General features: G+C 44.3%; 18 protein-coding genes. 12 read left to right on the forward strand and 6 right to left on the reverse strand.

The genetic code is table 11. The features are described 5' to 3' along the window. The first annotated feature begins 109 nt into the window (after positions 1 to 109). The 6 genes from AC2D6U_RS06740 to AC2D6U_RS06765 all read left to right on the forward strand — a co-directional run bounded on the left by AC2D6U_RS06740 (position 110) and on the right by AC2D6U_RS06765 (position 8,579). Positions 110 to 490 (forward strand): hypothetical protein, encoded by a 381-nt coding sequence (locus AC2D6U_RS06740; RefSeq protein WP_484720189.1) that lies wholly within the window; start codon positions 110 to 112, stop codon positions 488 to 490. A 55-nt stretch (positions 491 to 545) separates the two neighbouring features. After that, positions 546 to 4,814 (forward strand): CusA/CzcA family heavy metal efflux RND transporter, encoded by a 4,269-nt coding sequence (locus AC2D6U_RS06745; protein WP_484720190.1) that lies wholly within the window; start codon positions 546 to 548, stop codon positions 4,812 to 4,814. 9 nt (positions 4,815 to 4,823) lie between these two features. After that, on the forward strand, positions 4,824 to 5,897 hold the full coding sequence (locus AC2D6U_RS06750; RefSeq protein WP_484720191.1) for an efflux RND transporter periplasmic adaptor subunit: 1,074 nt from the start codon (positions 4,824 to 4,826) through the stop codon (positions 5,895 to 5,897). Between the two features lie 131 nt (positions 5,898 to 6,028). Next, positions 6,029 to 6,847, forward strand: coding sequence for an enoyl-ACP reductase FabI (locus tag AC2D6U_RS06755; protein WP_484720192.1), 819 nt, complete (start codon positions 6,029 to 6,031; stop codon positions 6,845 to 6,847). Positions 6,848 to 6,952: 105 nt separating this feature from the next. Continuing rightward, positions 6,953 to 7,765 (forward strand): 4-(cytidine 5'-diphospho)-2-C-methyl-D-erythritol kinase, encoded by an 813-nt coding sequence (ispE, locus tag AC2D6U_RS06760; protein ID WP_484720193.1) that lies wholly within the window; start codon positions 6,953 to 6,955, stop codon positions 7,763 to 7,765. A gap of 31 nt (positions 7,766 to 7,796) precedes the next feature. Continuing rightward, the gene (locus AC2D6U_RS06765; protein ID WP_484720194.1) at positions 7,797 to 8,579 is read left to right on the forward strand and encodes a M23 family metallopeptidase; all 783 of its coding nucleotides are present in this window, start codon (positions 7,797 to 7,799) and stop codon (positions 8,577 to 8,579) included. Here AC2D6U_RS06765 and AC2D6U_RS06770 read toward each other — a convergent pair. The 3 genes from AC2D6U_RS06770 to tgt are packed head-to-tail and all read right to left on the reverse strand — an operon-like array spanning position 8,565 to position 11,700. Beyond that, positions 8,565 to 9,488, reverse strand: a complete 924-nt coding sequence (locus AC2D6U_RS06770; RefSeq protein ID WP_484720195.1) for a DMT family transporter — start codon at positions 9,486 to 9,488, stop codon at positions 8,565 to 8,567. The genes AC2D6U_RS06765 and AC2D6U_RS06770 overlap by 15 nt on opposite strands. Continuing rightward, on the reverse strand, positions 9,488 to 10,570 hold the full coding sequence (locus AC2D6U_RS06775) for an LptF/LptG family permease (RefSeq protein WP_484720196.1): 1,083 nt from the start codon (positions 10,568 to 10,570) through the stop codon (positions 9,488 to 9,490). Before AC2D6U_RS06775 ends, AC2D6U_RS06770 begins: the two co-directional genes overlap by 1 nt. After that, complete coding sequence (gene tgt / locus AC2D6U_RS06780; protein WP_484720197.1) at positions 10,567 to 11,700, reverse strand: tRNA guanosine(34) transglycosylase Tgt; 1,134 nt, start codon at positions 11,698 to 11,700, stop codon at positions 10,567 to 10,569. Before tgt ends, AC2D6U_RS06775 begins: the two co-directional genes overlap by 4 nt. 79 nt (positions 11,701 to 11,779) lie before the next feature. Between tgt and AC2D6U_RS06785 the strand changes: the two genes are divergently transcribed. The 4 genes from AC2D6U_RS06785 to rsmG are packed head-to-tail and all read left to right on the forward strand — an operon-like array spanning position 11,780 to position 14,124. Then, complete coding sequence (locus tag AC2D6U_RS06785; RefSeq protein ID WP_484720198.1) at positions 11,780 to 12,367, forward strand: glycosyltransferase; 588 nt, start codon at positions 11,780 to 11,782, stop codon at positions 12,365 to 12,367. Positions 12,368 to 12,397: 30 nt separating this feature from the next. Further along, positions 12,398 to 12,886, forward strand: a complete 489-nt coding sequence (locus AC2D6U_RS06790; RefSeq protein WP_484720199.1) for a hypothetical protein — start codon at positions 12,398 to 12,400, stop codon at positions 12,884 to 12,886. Beyond that, entirely contained in the window at positions 12,850 to 13,458 is a 609-nt protein-coding gene (locus AC2D6U_RS06795) for an RNA polymerase sigma factor (RefSeq protein ID WP_484720200.1), read from the forward strand. The genes AC2D6U_RS06790 and AC2D6U_RS06795 overlap by 37 nt, the downstream gene beginning before the upstream one ends. Positions 13,459 to 13,494: 36 nt before the next feature. Continuing rightward, entirely contained in the window at positions 13,495 to 14,124 is a 630-nt protein-coding gene (rsmG, locus tag AC2D6U_RS06800) for a 16S rRNA (guanine(527)-N(7))-methyltransferase RsmG (protein WP_484720201.1), read from the forward strand. Between the two features lies 1 nt (position 14,125). On the opposite strand, the gene AC2D6U_RS06805 is transcribed toward rsmG, so the two are convergent. Both AC2D6U_RS06805 and AC2D6U_RS06810 read right to left on the reverse strand, forming a co-directional pair. Then, positions 14,126 to 14,500 (reverse strand): hypothetical protein, encoded by a 375-nt coding sequence (locus AC2D6U_RS06805; RefSeq protein WP_484720202.1) that lies wholly within the window; start codon positions 14,498 to 14,500, stop codon positions 14,126 to 14,128. Positions 14,501 to 14,578: 78 nt separating this feature from the next. After that, entirely contained in the window at positions 14,579 to 15,814 is a 1,236-nt protein-coding gene (locus AC2D6U_RS06810; RefSeq protein ID WP_484720203.1) for an ABC transporter permease, read from the reverse strand. A gap of 113 nt (positions 15,815 to 15,927) precedes the next feature. Between AC2D6U_RS06810 and AC2D6U_RS06815 the strand changes: the two genes are divergently transcribed. Beyond that, positions 15,928 to 17,193: an asparagine synthetase B gene (locus AC2D6U_RS06815; protein WP_484720204.1), complete on the forward strand. Its 1,266-nt coding sequence runs from the start codon at positions 15,928 to 15,930 to the stop codon at positions 17,191 to 17,193. On the opposite strand, the gene AC2D6U_RS06820 is transcribed toward AC2D6U_RS06815, so the two are convergent. Beyond that, positions 17,190 to 17,792 carry a MiaE family protein gene (locus tag AC2D6U_RS06820; protein ID WP_484720205.1) on the reverse strand — a complete coding sequence of 201 codons (603 nt, stop codon included), beginning with the start codon at positions 17,790 to 17,792 and terminating at the stop codon, positions 17,190 to 17,192. The genes AC2D6U_RS06815 and AC2D6U_RS06820 overlap by 4 nt on opposite strands. An 85-nt stretch (positions 17,793 to 17,877) precedes the next feature. Here AC2D6U_RS06820 and AC2D6U_RS06825 point away from each other — a divergent pair, with 85 nt between their 5' ends. Then, positions 17,878 to 18,825, forward strand: a complete 948-nt coding sequence (locus AC2D6U_RS06825; RefSeq protein ID WP_484720206.1) for a DUF3078 domain-containing protein — start codon at positions 17,878 to 17,880, stop codon at positions 18,823 to 18,825. Positions 18,826 to 18,827 lie beyond the last annotated feature (2 nt).

Raw genomic sequence — 18,827 nt, forward strand, 5'->3', positions numbered from 1 at the left:
GCAAACGAAGTCCAAGCAATTAAAGCGCGGCCTAACCGCTTGAAGGATTCGAACTAATTTGTAACCTTAGGAACATTAGTTCTCAGTAGATCTTCGTATTTTGTGTGAAATGAAAGTAGTCAAGCATTTTTTTCTTGCTTTAGCGGTTGTTATCGTAGTGCTGCACAGCATTACACCGCATAGCCACATTAGCTTGGCGACCCCTACTATTTCGTCCAACAGCTGCCAACAAATCAAAGCAGAATCGACATTCATCAGTTTACTTCAAGGCATATTTGAACAAGACCTTGGTATTGAACACCTAGAGCATTTCGCCCATCAAACGGCGCATGATCTCTCTTTTGATTTATGGCTCAGTGATGAAGCCATTGAAATACCGGTGCGTACTGATGAAATGGAACGATCAGCATTGCCTGATCTTTACGCTAACTCTTACACAGGCACACTTCATTTTTATTCCCAAACCCTCAGGGGTCCTCCTAGCGCCTAACTCATTTTTCGTCGCTAATTCTATCTTTTTTTAATTTTTAATCAACGCACTTAACATGTTTGAGAGCATCATACGCTTTTCTGTACAACAGAAATTTATCGTTAGCTTATTCGTACTGAGCATTATCATTGGAGGCCTTTATTCACTGAAGCAGCTCCCTATCGATGCTGTACCGGATATTACCAACAATCAAGTCCAAGTAGTGACTAGCTCCCCTACATTGGCTCCACAAGAAGTAGAACAACTGATCACCTTCCCCATTGAGGTCAGTGTGGCTAACATTCCGAGGGTGCAGGAGATTCGTTCCATTTCACGCTATGGATTATCGGTTATCACCATTGTATTCGATGATGCCATGCCGCAATTAGACGCAAGACAGTTCGTCCAAGAGCAGATCAATCTTGCTGCAGAGGAAATACCCTCGGGGCTAGGTTCTCCAGAATTAATGCCAATTACAACTGGTCTTGGTGAAATTTATCAGTATACCCTTGAAGTTGAACCCGGCTATGAGGACAAATTCTCTGCGATGGAGCTCCGAACCATCCAAGACTGGATCGTCAAACGGCAAATGGCCGGTATTCCTGGCATCATTGAGATCAGTAGTTTCGGTGGTTATCTCAAACAGTACGAAGTGGCCATAGATCCCATGGTGCTTCGAACCTTTGACCTGACACTTGCCGATGTCTTCGAGGCCTTGGCAAAAAACAACCAGAATAGTGGTGGTAGCTACATTGAAAAGAACACGAATGCCTATTACATCCGAGCCGAAGGGCGCATAAGTTCTTTAGAAGATCTCGAAAACATCGTGGTGAAACTGCAAGGAACCTCTCCTGTGTTGATCAGAGACATTGCGACTGTGCAATGGGGCAGCCCAAAACGTTACGGAGCCCTTACCCATGATGGTAAAGGGGAAGCTGTAGGTGGTATTGCCTTGATGCTCAAAGGTGCGAATTCGTCCGAAGCCATTGCCAATGTGCAAGAACGGGTAGAACGCGTGCAAGCCTCACTCCCCGAAGGAGTTAAGATCGTACCCTATCTAGATCGCTCTGACTTGGTAGGCCGCGCAATTGACACGGTGAGCAACAACTTATTAGAAGGTGGCCTCATCGTGATTTTCGTGCTCATTCTTTTCCTAGGGAATTGGAGAGCAGGATTCATCGTGGCCTCTGTGATTCCGCTGGCCATGCTGTTTGCCTTCATCTTGATGAATCTCTTTGGCGTTTCGGCCAACCTAATGTCACTCGGAGCGATCGATTTCGGTATTGTTGTCGATGGGGCCGTCATCATTGTAGAAAACGCACTGCATGTATTGTTTACCGGTTATGTGGGGCATAAGCTGAGCCAGCAAAAAATGAATGAGGTCATCACCAAATCTTCCGCTCAGATCTATCAATCGGCTGCTTTTGGCGTACTCATCATCTTGGTGGTCTTTTTACCTGTTATTAGCTTGACAGGTATAGAAGGTAAGATGTTCAAGCCCATGGCGTTGACCGTGAGTTTTGCACTATTAGGTGCTTTAATCCTTTCCCTTACCTATGTTCCGATGATCACCAGTTTGATCATGAAAAAAGAGATCAAGGCGCATAAAACACTTTCTGATCGATTGGTTAACTTTTTACGAAATCGCTATGAGCCAATTCTCCGCCAATCCTTAAAATGGCCAAAGCTCATCATCTCTGTTGTTACTGCGACCTTTATTGGCACAGTGCTTTTACTCAATTCTCTTGGCGCTGAATTTATTCCAACGCTCGAAGAAGGTGACTTGGCCATGCAAATGGCTATTCCTCCGGGCAGCTCCTTACAGCAGAGTATTAAAACTGCCCAAAAAGCCGAACAGCGGCTGATAGAGCAATTTCCAGAAGTGAAACATGTGGTATCTAAGATCGGTACGTCTGAAGTCCCTACCGATCCAATGGCCATTGAAGATGCAGATATCATGATCATTCTAAAAGATAAATCCGAATGGACCTCCACAAACGACCGGGAAGAATTAGTGGCGATGATGAAGGAATCACTGGCGGATATTCCGGGGGCTGCCTTCGAATTTACTCAACCCATACAACTCCGTTTCAATGAACTCACCACTGGAGCCAAAACGGATATTGCGATAAAGATCTTTGGAGAAGATGTGGACGAGCTGGCACGCTTGGGTAATGAAACGGCTGATCTGGTAGAAAATATTCAAGGAGCAGCAGATGTAAAAGTTGAGCAAACCCAAGGGCTCACGCAGTATGTGGTGAGGCCGATCAAGGCCAAGCTTGCGCAATATCAAGTCAGTATAGACGACATCAATCAAGTGATCAGAACGGCTTATGCGGGGGAAAAAGCCGGTGTAGTCTTTGAAAATGAGAAAAAGTTCGACTTGGTGGTCAGACTTGACTCTAGCTATCGCCAATCGTTGAATCTTAACCGCTTATTTGTGAATAACATCAACGGAGAACTGATTCCTTTGGAAGAGCTGGTCAGCTTTAGCTCAGAGGAAGGTCCAATGCAGATCACTCGAGAGAATGCTCAACGAAGAATCAGCATTGGCGTGAACGTAAGGAATCGGGACATCGCCAGCTTAGTCGAGGAAATACAAACAACTCTCAATTCAAAACTCAACTTACCTGCTGGTTATTACATTACCTATGGAGGACAATTCGAAAATCTTGAAGCGGCTAAAGAGCGCTTAAGCATCGCAGTGCCGATTGCATTGCTCATGATCTTTATGCTCCTCTATTTTGCCTTTTCGTCCCTAAAATATGCAGTGCTGATCTTTTCAGCAGTGCCCATGTCAGCCATTGGTGGCATCATCGCATTGTGGTTGAGAGGAATGCCCTTTAGCATCTCAGCTGGTGTGGGTTTCATTGCCTTATTTGGTGTTGCCGTATTGAATGGCATCGTGCTGATCAGCTACTTCAATCAATTGAAAGCTTCGGGCGAAACGAGCATAGACCACATTGTCATTAAGGGAGCATTGGCCAGACTTAGGCCTGTACTAATGACCGCCTCAGTCGCTGCATTTGGATTTCTCCCCATGGCATTATCAAGCACCGCTGGTGCGGAAGTTCAAAAGCCACTGGCCACTGTAGTGATCGGAGGCTTGATCTCCGCTACCCTGCTTACGCTTTTCGTTTTACCCAATTTGTATGTCATGTTCAACCGAAAATTCTTTAGAAATGCCCTTGGCATTGTCTTGTTCCTAGCGATGAGTACCCTCTCCTCACAAGGACAAACCCTCAGCCTGGAACAGGCCTTAGATGCGGCTAAAACGCATCATGCGGCATATAAAAACATTGAATTAGAAATTACACAGAGCCAAAACAGTGAAAAAGGCACCTTTAAGCTAGGAAACACATCGTTTAACTACATCAGTGGTGAAATCAACGATGCCGTGCAAGATTGGCAATGGCAGCTCGATCAGGACTTGGGTAATCTCTTCTTCATGAGTGCCGCTCGGAAAAAAGCTGAAGCCAGCACCAATCAATTACTCATTGAACAGCAGATCAAAATGAAAATGCTCGATATGAAGGTGACTCAAACGTGGTTTGCCTGGTATTTTCAGTTTCAAAAACAAGAGCAGTACGATACCTGGCTTAAAGCCCTAAAAGACATCGAACAAGCGTTGCGGCAAGCGAATGCATTGGGTGAGTTGTCACTTAGGGATCAAGTCAGCTTTCGTAACTTCCTGATCAAAGTCAGACAGGAAGCACTACGAAACGACCTCATCCAAAAAGAGGTGGTTAATGAATTATCGACCTGGACTGGAATCTCCAATATTGGAAGACCTCCAGAAATCAACTTTCAAAGGCAGCTATTCGACCAAAACGACTCACTTTCATCCGTTTTCTTTCAACGTAATGAAGCGGAGTTGCAAAAACTCTCGTTGGGCATTAAAGAAGCAAATTCAAGACGTTTACCGGAGTTCAATTTGGGATATTTCAACCAACAGATCGTAGGCGTCAAAGGGTTGAACGGATTCAGAGCAGGTATCAGCGTTCCTTTGTTTTCAGCACAAGAAAAGCAGTTAGCCAAAAATGCCCTGATCGAAAGAGACATTCAATTGAACCAACAACAACAAGTCATCACCAATTATCGCTGGCGATTGAATAAACTGAATGAGCAGAAAAACACCTTGCTACGTTATTTGGAGATCCTACCAAAAGATGCCGACTTTAATCAGCAATGGGAAGCTCTTTTGGAGCTACTCAATTCAGGCGAGATCAATGCCTTTGAATGGACCTCGCTGCTCAATGATCACATTGAAAACTATGCAGAGTTCATGCGCATAAAGCAACTGCTTATCGACACACAACTTCAAATCAATTTCTTAACGAATTAATTTTTTACCATGAATAGATTCAAATTTTACTCAACTCTTACTGCCATGTTCCTTCTGGGCGCCTGTCAGCAACAAAGTGATCAACCTGAACAAACTGCCGGACAAAGCGCCGTTGTAACGCCCGAAGAAGTAAAGGTGGGCAAGCTCAATGTAGACGCCTTGAATCAGGAGATCTATTGTACAGGGGTGATTGATGTCCCTCCTATGGAACGAAAAGTAATGCATAGCTATTTGGCTGCTCAAGTGACCTTCATCAATGTCATTCAAGGTGAAGAAGTGAAAAAAGGACAAGTGATCGCCAAATTAAGCCATCCGGATCTCATCCGCTTACAGCAAGAACTGTTGCGCGCAAAGGCAGACATGGATTTTCAACAAACCGAATTGGATCGTAAAAACCAGCTTCTGGATAATAGAGCGACTTCCATACGTGAACTGAATGAGATCAAAGTCAAACGAGACCTGGCCGAAATTGCTTACACCAGCAGCAAAGAACACTTGAGTCTATTGGGCATAGCGGCCGATCAGGTTTTAGCAAATGGACCGGTTAAAGAAGTTACACTGACTGCTCCTTTTGATGCGAAAATTAGCAAGCTATGGATCACAAATGGCCAATATGTGACAGAGAACCAGCCCCTGGTCGAGCTGTTGAATAAAAACCACAAACACCTAGAGCTCGATATCTTTTCCAAGCATGCCGACAGAGTTAAAATTGGCCAGAAAATAAGTTTCAACGTGCCCGGTAGTTCCATTGAATATTCAGGAGAGGTTTACTTGATCAATCCTGACATTGTTAATAACCGGCTGAGGATACACGGCCACCTTGATGATGAATCCATCAATATTAAAGTGGGTACTTTCATAGAGGCAAAGATCGTGATCACCGATGATGCCGTTGCGCAAATTGCCATAGAGGAACTGATTCAAGAGGGAGAGCACTTTTATTTGCATCGCCCTGTAGGTTCAGGCTTTGAACGCGTAGAAGTGCAAAAAGGCAGAAGTAATGAACGTTTTGCTGAACTCGTAGGCATTGATACCACGAGCAATTGGGTCATTGCAGGCAATTACTATTTGCAAGAGTTCTAATTTTACGGCTTAAAATGAACCCCGGTTCATCGACAGGGGTGAGCATTTATGGAAAAGTCATCTTGTGAAGGCCCTGACCTTCCGACTTCCGACTTTAAATCCTATTTTTACGCGACCAAAGAATAACCGCTATGTCACATAACTTACTGAAAGGAAAAAGAGGAATCATATTCGGAGCCCTTAATGATCGCTCCATCGCTTGGAAAGTAGCGCAGGTTGCTCATGCCGAAGGGGCATCGTTCACCTTAACCAATGCGCCCATTGCCTTAAGAATGGGGGAAATCAACAAATTAGCAGAAGAATGTGGTGGAGCAGAGGTAATTCCTGCCGATGCCACCTCAATGGAAGACCTAGAGAACCTATTGACCAAATCGATGGAGGTTTTGGGTGGTAAGATCGATTTCATCCTTCATTCGATCGGTATGAGTCCGAATGTTCGAAAAGGAAGGGCTTATGGTGATTTGAATTATGACTGGATGGTGAAAAGCCTTGATGTTTCGGCGATGTCTTTCCACCGCTTGATGCAAACTGCAGAAAAATTAGATGCGATGAATGAGTGGGGCTCTATCATGGGACTATCCTACATTGCAGCTCAGCGTACTTTCCCTGATTATTCAGACATGGCACAAGCCAAAGCACTTCTGGAGTCCATAGCAAGAAGTTATGGCGAGCGTTTTGGGCGATTGAAAAAGGTGCGTGTGAATACCATCTCACAATCACCGACCATGACCACAGCCGGAGAAGGTGTTGGGGGTTTTGATGTGTTCTTCGATTACGCAGATAAGATGTCCCCTCTAGGGAATGCATCAGCCGAAGATTGTGCAAACTACACGGTCATGTTCTTCTCGGATTTCACCAAAATGGTGACCATGCAGAACTTATATCATGACGGTGGATTCTCTTCATCTGGGATCACCGATGCTTTGATCGAACAATTGAAAAAAGAGTAAAGAGCAAATCGCCCTGAACTGGGTTCAGGGCATGCTTTTTTAATCCGACAGATTCTGAAATAAACTCAGAATGCAGCAGCCTTTATCCACTAGCGCTTACGATCAATGATCTGCTTCCCAAACGCCAAAATAAACCTCGGACTTCAGATCACTGAAAAACTGCCCAATGGCTATCATGCCATCAACTCTTGCTTCTATCCTATTCCCGTTCATGACGTGCTAGAATTTGTTGAAGCCAAGAAGACCTCGTTTAGTTCCTCAGGAATTGCCATTCCTGGAGACTCCAAACAGAATTTGGTCTTGAAAGCCTACCAATTGCTAAAAAAAGACTTTCAACTGCCACCAATCGAGATCCATCTGTTGAAACAAATCCCAATTGGGGCGGGACTTGGTGGTGGCTCTGCAGATGGGGCTTTTATGCTCAGCGCATTGAATGAGTACTTTCAACTCTATTTGGATGATTCGTTTCTCGTCACGTACGCCGAACAACTCGGAAGTGATTGTCCCTTTTTTATCGCCAATACTCCTGCGATAGCGACCGGCACAGGAACAGATTTAGAACCCATTGCACTTGACCTTAGTAGTTATTGGATGGTCTTGATCAATCCAGGAATTCATATCTCAACAAAAGAGGCATACGCTGGGGTAACGCCCAAAACTTCGGGAGTTGACTTGGAGTCCTTGGTTAGTTCAAAAGACCTCGATGCTTGGAAGGAACAATTAACCAATGACTTCGAAGAAAGCATCTTTCAAATCGCTCCAGAAATTGCCGAGATCAAATCAATGCTCTACAAGGAAGGTGCTCGATATGCAAGCATGACCGGTTCTGGATCAAGTGTTTTTGGAATTTTTGATGAAAAGCCACAACAACTGGACACACAATTGAGTAAGTATTGGCACCGTGTATTTCCGATATAGCCTCGTACTAGTCACTTGCCTCCTCTTCTATGTGAGCAAGGTTCATGCACAGGAAGACAGTAAGGCGCCTTCCTTGATTTTTGTGCAACAGGAAAATGAGCTAAAACTCCTGGGCTCCAACGATCAGTACTACCCACTAACGATTCGCATTGAATTCGTATTGAAAGGGTTAAAGTTGACCGAAAAGCTCCCCGACTTCTTTGTACTACCTGCTCAGTCGGATAGTGTGGCATTGACCACCTTTGCCATTCCAGAAGGCAGAACTTGGAGTTATAAGTACAGCTATAGTTATTACATGGGCGATGCTAATGCACAACATAATGAAGAATATATTTACGTCCTGCCCTTCCCAGAAGGCAGCACCTACTTACTTTCTCAAGGCTATATGGGTGCCTCTTCACATCAAAACGAATATGCGCTCGACTTTACCATGCCGGAAGGCACCGAAGTATCTGCCGCACGAACGGGTCTAGTAGTGGATGTAAAGGAAGATTCAAATCAAGGCTGCCCGAGCGCAGAGTGCAATGACTTGGCGAACTACGTCCGAATATTGCATGAAGATGGGACCCTCGCAGACTATTTTCATTTAAAGCAAAACGGTGCACTGGTCCAAATTGGTCAACAAGTTGAGTCAGGAACCGTCATTGGCTTAGCGGGTGATACAGGCTGGGCTTCTGGCAGTCACTTGCATTTTATGGTCTACAAGGGAAGTCCAACTGGTAGAATTTCTATTCCAACACGCTTCAAAGTAAAGGAAAACGACCCAAAAGGTAGCGCACTAAACGAAGGGCAACGCTATTTATCCATTCATTAACGCCTTTTTTCTTTCCGCTCGTTTGCGTCTTCTTCGCTTGTAGAACGGGTAGCTCAATACCGCACCTAATATGACAAGAGTTCCATAATAAAAACCATTGCTCATCTGTTCCTTCTCACCATAAATGGCTAAAGCGAGCAGTATACCGTAGACAGGCTCCAAATTAATCGTCAAATTGACCATGAAGGCGGAAATTCGCTTCATCAATTCAACACTCACACTGAATGCATATACCGTACACACAATGGCCAAAATGGCGAGAAGACACCAGTCTCGTAAATTTGGTATGGCATAAAGAAGACCTTCCTGTAATACCCAAGGTTTGTAGATGGGAATGACCAAGGCCATACCCAAGGTAGCTCCGATCATCTCGTATAGTGTGATCTCGTATTGATTGTGGCGCTCTACGAACTTGGAATTCAAAACGGAGAACAATGCAGCCAAGGAAGCTGAAAAAATGGCAACCGATAAGCCCAGAGCATGCGTGAACTCAAATCGAAAGATCAAATACAAGCCGAAAATCACAATCAATCCGAGAATTACTTCCACGGGAGCAATTTTTCGCTTCTTGACCAAGGGCTCAATGAGGCTAGCCCAAAATGTCGCTGTAGCCATACCGGCTAATGTAACCGAAACAGTGGATAAGCGTGCAGCTTCAAAAAACAGAAACCAGTGACTACCTATGATCACACCGGTGAGTAACAAGGGCCAGACTTCTGACCAGCGCACATCAAAGGCCTTTTTTCTAATGCGCATAAAGGCAAAAAGAATGATAGCCGCAATTCCCGTACGGTACATAGAGACATCGATGGCAGGGATGGTCATCTCATTGCCCAGAATGGCAGTAAAACCCCAGAGAAAAACGATCCAATGTAGCTTTACATAGTCTTTGATGGTGGCTTCCTGCATTATTTTGGTACTAGGCGGTAGAGAATGAAGCCGATGATGGTAAAGAGTATATTCGGTAACCAAATGGCAAAGATCGGATTTGACGAACCCGTCTCTGCGTTACTTTTCGCAGCAATAAAAAGCAGGATGTAGATGAAGGCGATCAGGAAGCCCAAAGCGATCTGAAACCCAACACCACCACGTGTTTTGCGAGAGGATAAAATGACCCCGATAAACGTGAGGATAATGGCAGCGAAAGGCGACATATAGCGGACTAAATTCTCTATCTCGTAGATTGGAATATTGTCGGCCCCTTTCATCCTAAGTTCTGCGATGTAGTCCTTTAGTTCTGGAATGGTTAGGGTTTGTTCGTAGGAATTCATATTCCCAAAATCATCAGGTTCCATGTTTAGTGTCAACACCGTGTCGTCGACATTTTTGTAGGTATAGAGTTCCTTGGTTCCTTCAAATCTCCTCAAATTCCAATCCTTTGCTACCCAGGCGGTTTTTAAGGTGTCCCAACGAATTTCACGGGCAGCAAACTTAAATTCCACCTCCTTGTCTTTGATCTCTTCTAAGGTGAATCCATAGGCAACATCTCTTCGAGAATCATAACTCCTCAAATAGACATAGCTCGTCGGACTCACTTTAAAATGCACATTGCGGTCGGAAAAATTGAATTCCTTGTCAAAGTAGGCAAGCTCAAAAGCGACCCTGAACTTGTTAGCATCCGGAATGATCCAACCGGTGAAAACAAAACTGACCATAGCAATGATCACCGAACCGAGCATAAAGGGCCGGAGCAATCTAGGGTAACTGACGCCACCACTCAAAATGGCAATGATCTCGGTATGTTGCGCTAGCTTAGAGGTAACAAATACAGCGGCGATAAAAACCGTGATCGGACTGAGTAAATTGGCGATATAAGGAGCATAAGAAAGGAAATACTGCAGTATTTCAGTCGCTGGCACGTCATTCTTAATGAAACTTTCATTGCGCTCTGAGAAGGTGATGATGAGGATGATGGACACCAAAATACCGACTACAAATAGAAAAGTAGTCAGGAACTTTTTGAGTATGTATCGGTCTAAAATCCGCATCATAGCCTCGTGGTGACCTTCTTCACCATCATGCGTTTCCAATCTGCAAAAGTACCCTCTAAAATATGTGCTCTCGCTTCCTTCACCAACCAAAGGTAGAAGCTTAGGTTGTGAATACTAGCGATCTGAGCACCAAGAATTTCTTTGCTATGGATCAGGTGCCTCAGGTAAGCCTTAGAATAAAATGAACTGACATAACCTCCCAGATTTGGATCGATCGGAGAGAAATCTTCTTTCCACTTTTCATTCCGCATGTTCAAAATACCCTCTGAGGTAAATAACATACCATTCCTTGCATTCCTAGTCGGCATCACACAATCGAACATGTCAATACCCAAGGCGATACATTCCAGAATATTCTCCGGCGTTCCGACGCCCATGAGATAACGAGGTTTGTCCTTAGGGAGTATGGCACAAACCTCTTCTGTATGCTGATACATCATCTCAGCAGGTTCGCCGACGGACAGCCCGCCGATCGCATTGCCCTCTCTTTCAAAAGAGGCAATGGTTTCTGCTGATCTCTTTCGTAAGTCGGAATATGTTGAACCTTGTACAATAGGAAAAAGGCTTTGTGAATAGCCGTATTTACCCTCTGTCTCATCGAAGCGATCGCAGCATCGCTTAAGCCAGCGATGCGTCATTTCCATTGACTTTCTGGCATACTCATAATCGCAAGGATAGGGTGTGCACTCATCAAAGGCCATGATGATGTCAGCACCGATGGTGCGTTGGATGTCCATGACATTTTCAGGGGTGAATACATGCTTGGAACCGTCAATATGGGACTTGAAGGTAACCCCTTCCTCATTGATCTTCCGACCAGTTCCTGAAAGCGAGTAGACTTGATACCCTCCGGAATCGGTCAATATGGGTTTGTTCCAGCCGTTAAACCCATGCAAACCTCCTGCCTTTTCAATAATGTCCAATCCAGGCCTTAGGTACAGATGGTAAGTATTGCCCAAGATGATCTGTGCCTTGATATCTTCTTCAAGTTCACGCTGATGAACAGCCTTGACCGTAGCCGCTGTGCCCACCGGCATAAAAATGGGGGTCTGGATGGTCCCATGAGCCGTTTCGATCTGCCCGGCACGAGCTTGGCTACCTTTATCTTCTGCCTGTAGTTTGAACTGCATAGTGAACTTTCTGGGCACAAAAATAGCAGGAAAGGCGAATTCTTCTTTCTTTCGAAATCAAGCTTTCAACATGGACCAAGTGCTTTTAACATTTTTTATCCTAATTGTTGTTGTGCACATCGCACTGGTGCTTTGGTTATATTGGGCAGTAAACGCCAAAAGATCAGCTGTTCATTATGCCACATCTGTTTCAGTGATCATTGCAGCTCGAAATGAAGGTGAGCACCTGCCCAACTTGTTGGAAAGACTCAAAACACAACAGCACCCTGACTTTGAAGTGATTGTGATCGATGACCGATCGTCCGATGACACCCCCAACCTATTGGCACAGTTCAAAGATACCCCTTGGTTAAAAACCATTAGGGTCGACGAGCTACCCGAAAACTGGAATGGCAAAAAGTATGCGTTAAAGCAAGGAATCCAGAGAGCGACAAAGGACGTCTTGCTTTTTACCGACGCCGATTGTTTACCTCAAAGCGATCTTTGGGTCAGTCGAATGACAGAAAAAATTGGCCAAAAGACCGAAGTCGTTCTGGGTTTCGGCGGTTATTCCAGTCGCACAGGTTTGATGAACCGATTGATTCAATTTGACACAACCCTTACTGCCATTCAATACCTTGGTTTTGCTACCCGAAAACTTCCCTATATGGCCGTAGGGCGCAATTAGGCAGTAAAAAAAGATAGATACCCTATCGGCTTGCTGGAAAGGATTGCCGCATTGCCTGGAGGAGATGACGGCCTGATTGCTCAGGCCATTTGTACAAAAGAAAATACTCTTGTCTCTCTTTCCCCTGAAAGCCGAGTAGAGAGCTATCCCGAAAAAGACTGGTCTTCCTACATCAAACAAAAGATCAGGCACCTGGCTATTGGGGCCAATTATTCTTTCAAAGCCCAAACGATTTCGTCCATTTTACCGTTACTTCAGGGAAGTAGCTTGGCCTTATTTTTGGCCACGATTATTACCGGACAAGGGCAGGCAGCGATATTGATACTTGGTATTCAAAGCTTGTCATTTTATGTTATCTTTAGGCGTTTAGGTCAAAAACTGGAAACAATACTTTCTCATTGGTCATTTCCATGGGTACAGCAGTGTTATCCACTTTGGCTTGCATTCATAGGGATAAGGTCATTAGCAGCAAAACAGATTGAATGGAAAGCAGAAAACAGTTTTCTGAAAAAGCATTAGAGGATTTTAGGTTAATAGATCTCGCCGTTTCAGGCGAAGATGAGCAGGCCTATGCAGATCTTTTAAAACGTTACAGAAAGCCGGTTTACCACATGGTCTTGAAAATGATTCGCAATGTCGATGATGCAGAGGACCTGACCATTGAAGCGTTTGCCAAAGCCTTTAAAAATCTCCATAAATTCAAAAAGGACTTTACCTTCAGTACCTGGCTGTTCCGTATTGCCACCAACAATACAATTGACTTCATCCGTAAGAAAAGGTTAGACACCATGAGCATTCACTCCTCGTACAAAGACGACAATGGAGATGCGGTGACGATTGATGTAGAGGACAAAAACCTCAACCCGCAGGAAGAGGCCATCAAAGAACAAAAGATCGAATTAGTACGGATGTTTGTCACCAAATTACCTGCTAAATACCAGCGTCTCGTGAAACTGAGGTATTTTGACGAATTGAGCTACGATGAGATCGCCAAAGAACTAGATGCCCCCCTAGGTACAGTTAAGGCACAACTTCATCGTGCACGGGAACTCATGTACGATCTAGTCAAAAATAAGAAAGACCATATCTAAGCATTACGGCACGTAAATATTCTGTTCCTTTGTAGCATGTCTTTGGTGAATCACTACTTTCCCCAGCTCAGTGAAAAGCAACAAGAGCAATTTGCAGCGCTACCCTCCTTGTACAAGGAATGGAACGAAAAGGTCAATGTCGTCTCCAGAAAAGATATTGATAACCTCGAAGAAAAACACGTTTTGCACTCCTTAGGTATTGCCAAAGTTCGCCAGTTTCTTCCTGGAAGCGAGCTGCTCGATGTGGGTACTGGAGGAGGTTTTCCCGGCATTCCCTTGGCCATCATGTTCCCGGAATCAACCTTTCATTTGATTGATTCCATTGGAAAAAAGATCAAAGTGGTTAACGAGGTAGCTGAGGGACTTGGCCTTACCAATGTGAAGGCAGAGCAGATCCGAGCCGAGCAAGTCAAAGGCAAATACGACTTCATCATCAGCAGAGCAGTCACCAGGCTGGGTAGATTCTATCCTTGGGTTAGAAAAAACATCAAAGCACAGAGTAGGCATTCATCCATGCCAAACGGCTTGCTTTATTTGAAGGGAGGCGATCTCTCAGAAGAGCTCAAGGAATCAAAGCTTAAGAATATTCAGACCTTCGATCTACCCCGCTACTTCGAAGAGGAGTTCTTTGAGACCAAAAAGGTCATTTACGTTCCTGCTCAATGAGTTAAACCTCATCCGACGGTTTCGCGGTAAAGACTAAAATGGCGTAAATGCCGAGCAACGTACCCAAAGGGATATTGATCAGACTGATCACCCCGAAGACCAATCCTGGAATATTTGCCCATTTCTTTCTTTGTGCTAATCCGAAGCCTACGATCAAACGAGGGACGAGGAAGAGAATGGCAATTGCCCAAATAAAGCCTGAAATCAATTCAAAAACCCATGCGGCATCCTGAACTCCTGGATCTTCTTGGGCCGCGAAGTCGAGAATGATGGTCATGAAATAGTCGTAAAAAAAGATACCCAAAAGGCCAAGCGCACTAAAAATGATGTAAATAATGCCGATGACCTTTTTGTGTTGTGGTTCGCTGAAATCCATAATGAAAAAGTTTATTGAAGATAAAAAAAGCCACGGACATGCGTGGCTTTTTCATCATTGGTGAATACCGTTAATCCATTACTCGAACCTTAAGGACTCGATAGGATCCATCTTAGATGCATTATTGGCAGGAATATAGCCGGATACTAGTCCAACTACTACACAAATGACCAGCCCGACAGTGATCCATACCCAAGGGATGACAAAAGTTCCACCCAAGAAATTGGCCAGCACATTCCCAATTCCAATACCTAAGAAAGCCCCGGCAATGCCACCGATCTGACAGATCACAATGGCCTCGATCAAAAACTGTTGCCTAATTCTTTTGGGGGTAGCTCCCAGTGCCTTTCGAATTCCAATTTCTCTTGTGCGTTCTGTCACACTCACCATCATGATGTTCATTAAACCAATGGCTGCTCCCAACAAGGTCACTGCCCCAATGGCAAAGCCACCAAGACGCATACCATTGGTGATATTATCGAGCGCTTCGGTGACCGAATCGCTTCGCTCGATCTCGAAGGTATCTTCCTCTCCTATTTTGTCATTCCTGATCTTTCGCATCAAACCCGTGGCCTCTCCCATGGCGTAATCAATGTCTTCAGGATTTTCGATCATGGTCGTGATGTTAAAACGCATGAAACCCCGTCTATCCAAGCGCTTTGCATTTAACAATGGAATGATGATGTTACGATCCTCTTCTGTTTGCCCGCCAAAGCCTCCTTTTTCCTCAAGTACGCCAATGACGCGGTAATTATTACCGTAAATCTTTATGGTGGTGTTTATCGGTTCTTCATTCTCATCGTACAGCGCTTTGACGATCTCTGTTCCTAAAATGCAGACATAGTTACCGTATTGGGTTTCTAATGAGGAGAAGTTCCTGCCCTTTTCAATATTGATTCCCTTAATGGCAAAGTAATTCTCATCCCCACCGGTTATGGATGTATTGGGGTTTGTTTTTTTCTGACCATACTTAATCTCAGCCGAACCTGTTACGTTGGTATAAACCGTGGTCGTAGATGGGTACTCGAACATCTCCTTAAAGCGCATCGCTTGGTCAAATTTGATCGGCTCATAGGATTTTTCTTTAACGCCACCCCTGTTTCTTCTTCCCGATGACCTAGAATTGACATCAAAACTATTGGCGCCGAGGTTGGAAAGACTAGAGTCGATTTCACTTCGAATGCCATCAACAGCGGTCAGCATCCCGACAAGTGAAGCGATGCCAATGGCGATGATCAGCCCCGTAAGGAAGGTTCTTAAGACATTTGATTTAATGGACTTTAGTCCTTCTCGTACATTTTCTGCAAAATTCATTGATCAATGAGCGGTTTTTGACGTTATAAAGGTAATCTTCCATTTACCAAAAGTTGACAACTTATCCTTAAATTGACCGATTCCAACGTTAAACGGTCCAAAGACAAGTCGAAATGAGGAAAACGATCTTATTGCTACTCTTATTTACCTGTTTCATCCCTGGTTTTGCCAATAGACTATTGGTTCCTATGGATGAAACACAAACAAATCACCTCAAGGCATATGGTATTGCCTATTGGGTTTTAGATAAAGACGAAACAATTCAATGGATGTTAAATTACAAAGGCGGAAGTTTTTTATTGCCCGGTTTAACAGGTATTGAAAATGAGTTGATCATTCGTGGTGTCTCTTACCAAGTCATCTCCGACGCACAGGCCGCACAGTTGGAACAGCAATTATCTTCTCCCTCGTCGAATATGGATGTCATGCGACTTGAAAAAGCTCCAAAAATCGCTGTATACACCCCTAAAAGCAAAATGCCTTGGGACGATGCCGTTACACTTGCACTAACCTATGCGGAGATTCCTTACGATGTAGTCTACGATGACGAGTTGATGGCAGACGAACTCACGGCCTACGATTGGCTGCACCTTCACCATGAAGATTTTACAGGGCAGTACGGTAAATTCTATGCGAGCTTCAAAAACTATAGCTGGTACATTCAGCAGCAACGCGATTATGAGGCATCGGCAAGAAAACATGGCTTTGCCAAGGTGTCGCAATTGCGTCTGGCGGTGGCACATAAGATCCGTGACTTTGTGGTAGGCGGAGGGTTCTTGTTTGCCATGTGTTCCGCAACGGATTCGTTCGACATTGCCTTAGCCGCGGATGGCGTCGATTTTATTGAGGCAATGTTTGATGGTGACCCGGCAGATCCTACAGCAGAAAGTAAATTCGATTTCAGTAAAACTTTTGCTTTCGAAAACTTCAAATTAAGAAAAGACCCGCTGGAGTATGAGTTCTCCGATATTGACAATACCGAATCCCGAAGGCAAAGAGCCCTAAACGAAGGAAATGATTACTTCAAACTATTTCAGTTTTCTGCAAAATGGGATCCCGTCCCAACCATGCTAACCCAAAATCATACGAATTTGATCAAAGGGTTCTATGGCCAGACCACCTCTTATAAGAGTAGACTGATCAAGCCCGATGTGGTAGTGATGGGTGAAACGCTTGCGGCAGACGAAGCGAAATACATTCATGGCGTATTTGGTAAAGGCTTTTGGACTTTCTACGGTGGCCACGATCCGGAAGACTACCAACACCGTGTTGGAGAGGAGCCTACTGACCTGAACCTTTACCCAAACTCTCCGGGTTATCGCCTCATCCTAAACAACATTCTCTTCCCTGCCGCTAAGAAGAAAAAGCGTAAAACTTAATGCATGCGATCAGGACGCGCTTCTAAGGTAGACATGATCTCTGCCTCTGCAGCGAGAAACTCTTTCCAGCGCTGCTTCACTTTTTTTTCTGGTAGGTAGGACTTGGCCAGTTGAAGAAAGTTCTTGTAGTGCCCCGCTTCGGAGACCATCAATTCGTAATAGAATTTACTCAGTTCCTCATCAGCAATATGCTCATGAAGCGTTTTGAATCGTTCGCAGCTGCGTGCTTCAATCAATGCATTCATCAAAAGCTTTTCAACCAGTTGCTCTTCGCGACTACCCCCCTTTTTTAAAATTCCTTGTAATCGAAGAACGTATTCGTCCTTTCGTTGCTTCCCTAGCTTCATGCCTCTCTTTTTGAGCTGTTCGATCACACGCTCAAAATGGCTCCATTCTTCTGCAACAACCGGCGTCATTACATCCACTAACTCATCTTTGTCAGGAAATTGGACAATTAGCGAGATGCAGGAGGTGGCGGCTTTTTGTTCACAATAGGCATGGTCAACCAGAATATCTTCAATATTCATTTCAGCGACATTTGCCCATCTTGGATCTGTAGGTAATTGAAGCCCTAACGTAGTATTCGTGGTTTGTTCCATTTGACAAAGTTATGGACTGTTTCGACATCTTCAATCAAGACCTTACAAATCAATCCGCCATTAGAATGTTTGTAACTATCCATGAATGTTCTCATTTTTGGACGAAATTTTTTATTCTATCTATCAACCAAAAAATATAAAGAAACTAATACTAAGCTTCATCTTCCTTTTCGGTGCAACAATTGCCTTCGCGCAGAATGCCGATTCAGTGGTGGTGAAAAAAGAAGGATCATTAGGTGTTAACTTTGCCAATGTTGGTCTTTCCAACTGGGCTGCCGGGGGTGAAAATTCCATTTCGCTCGGAACAGTGTATTACACAAAATACACGCGAACAAAAGGTGCTGTAAAATGGGTGCATCAAGTAGATTTCGCCTTAGGCGGTGCCAAAGTAGGTGAACAGAGTTTTAGAAAAACAGATGATAACATCATTTTAACCTCTTCTTATTCGCACAAATTCAAACCCAAATGGGCGTATAGTGCCGTCGCTGTCTTTAGAACTCAACTTCTAGAAGGCCAAACTTTTGCAGCTGACCCCAACAACCCAGGTGGTGAGATCGCAACGAAAATCTCAAACTTCCTAGCGCCTGGTTATTTGAACTTGAATCTAGGTTTTACCTATGATCCTAATGATCGGTTTACCGCACAATTCGCTCCAGCGGCAGGAAAAGTCACTCTAGTGATGGATGATGCCTTGGCGGCGAATGGAGATTTTGGAGTGACTCCGGGAGAGAATGTTCGTTATGAATTTGGTGCTAGCATCGTATTGACAACTTCATTGCCAATCGCCGAGAATATCTCTTTTAAAGGCGCTGCTACGTTTTTCTCTAACTACGAGACCTTTGGGAATGTAGATACCAACATTGACATGCTATTGACAGCAAAGGTCAACGATTGGTTCAATGCATCAGCGGCTCTGCAGCTCATTTATGATGACGATATCTTGATCGCTCAGGGCGACGGTACATTCTCGAGAGAAATTCAGTTGAAACATGTGATCAACATGGGACTTAACTTCTCCTTATTCCAGAAGTAATT

It is taken from the genome of Roseivirga sp. YIW32 (assembly GCF_057219245.1).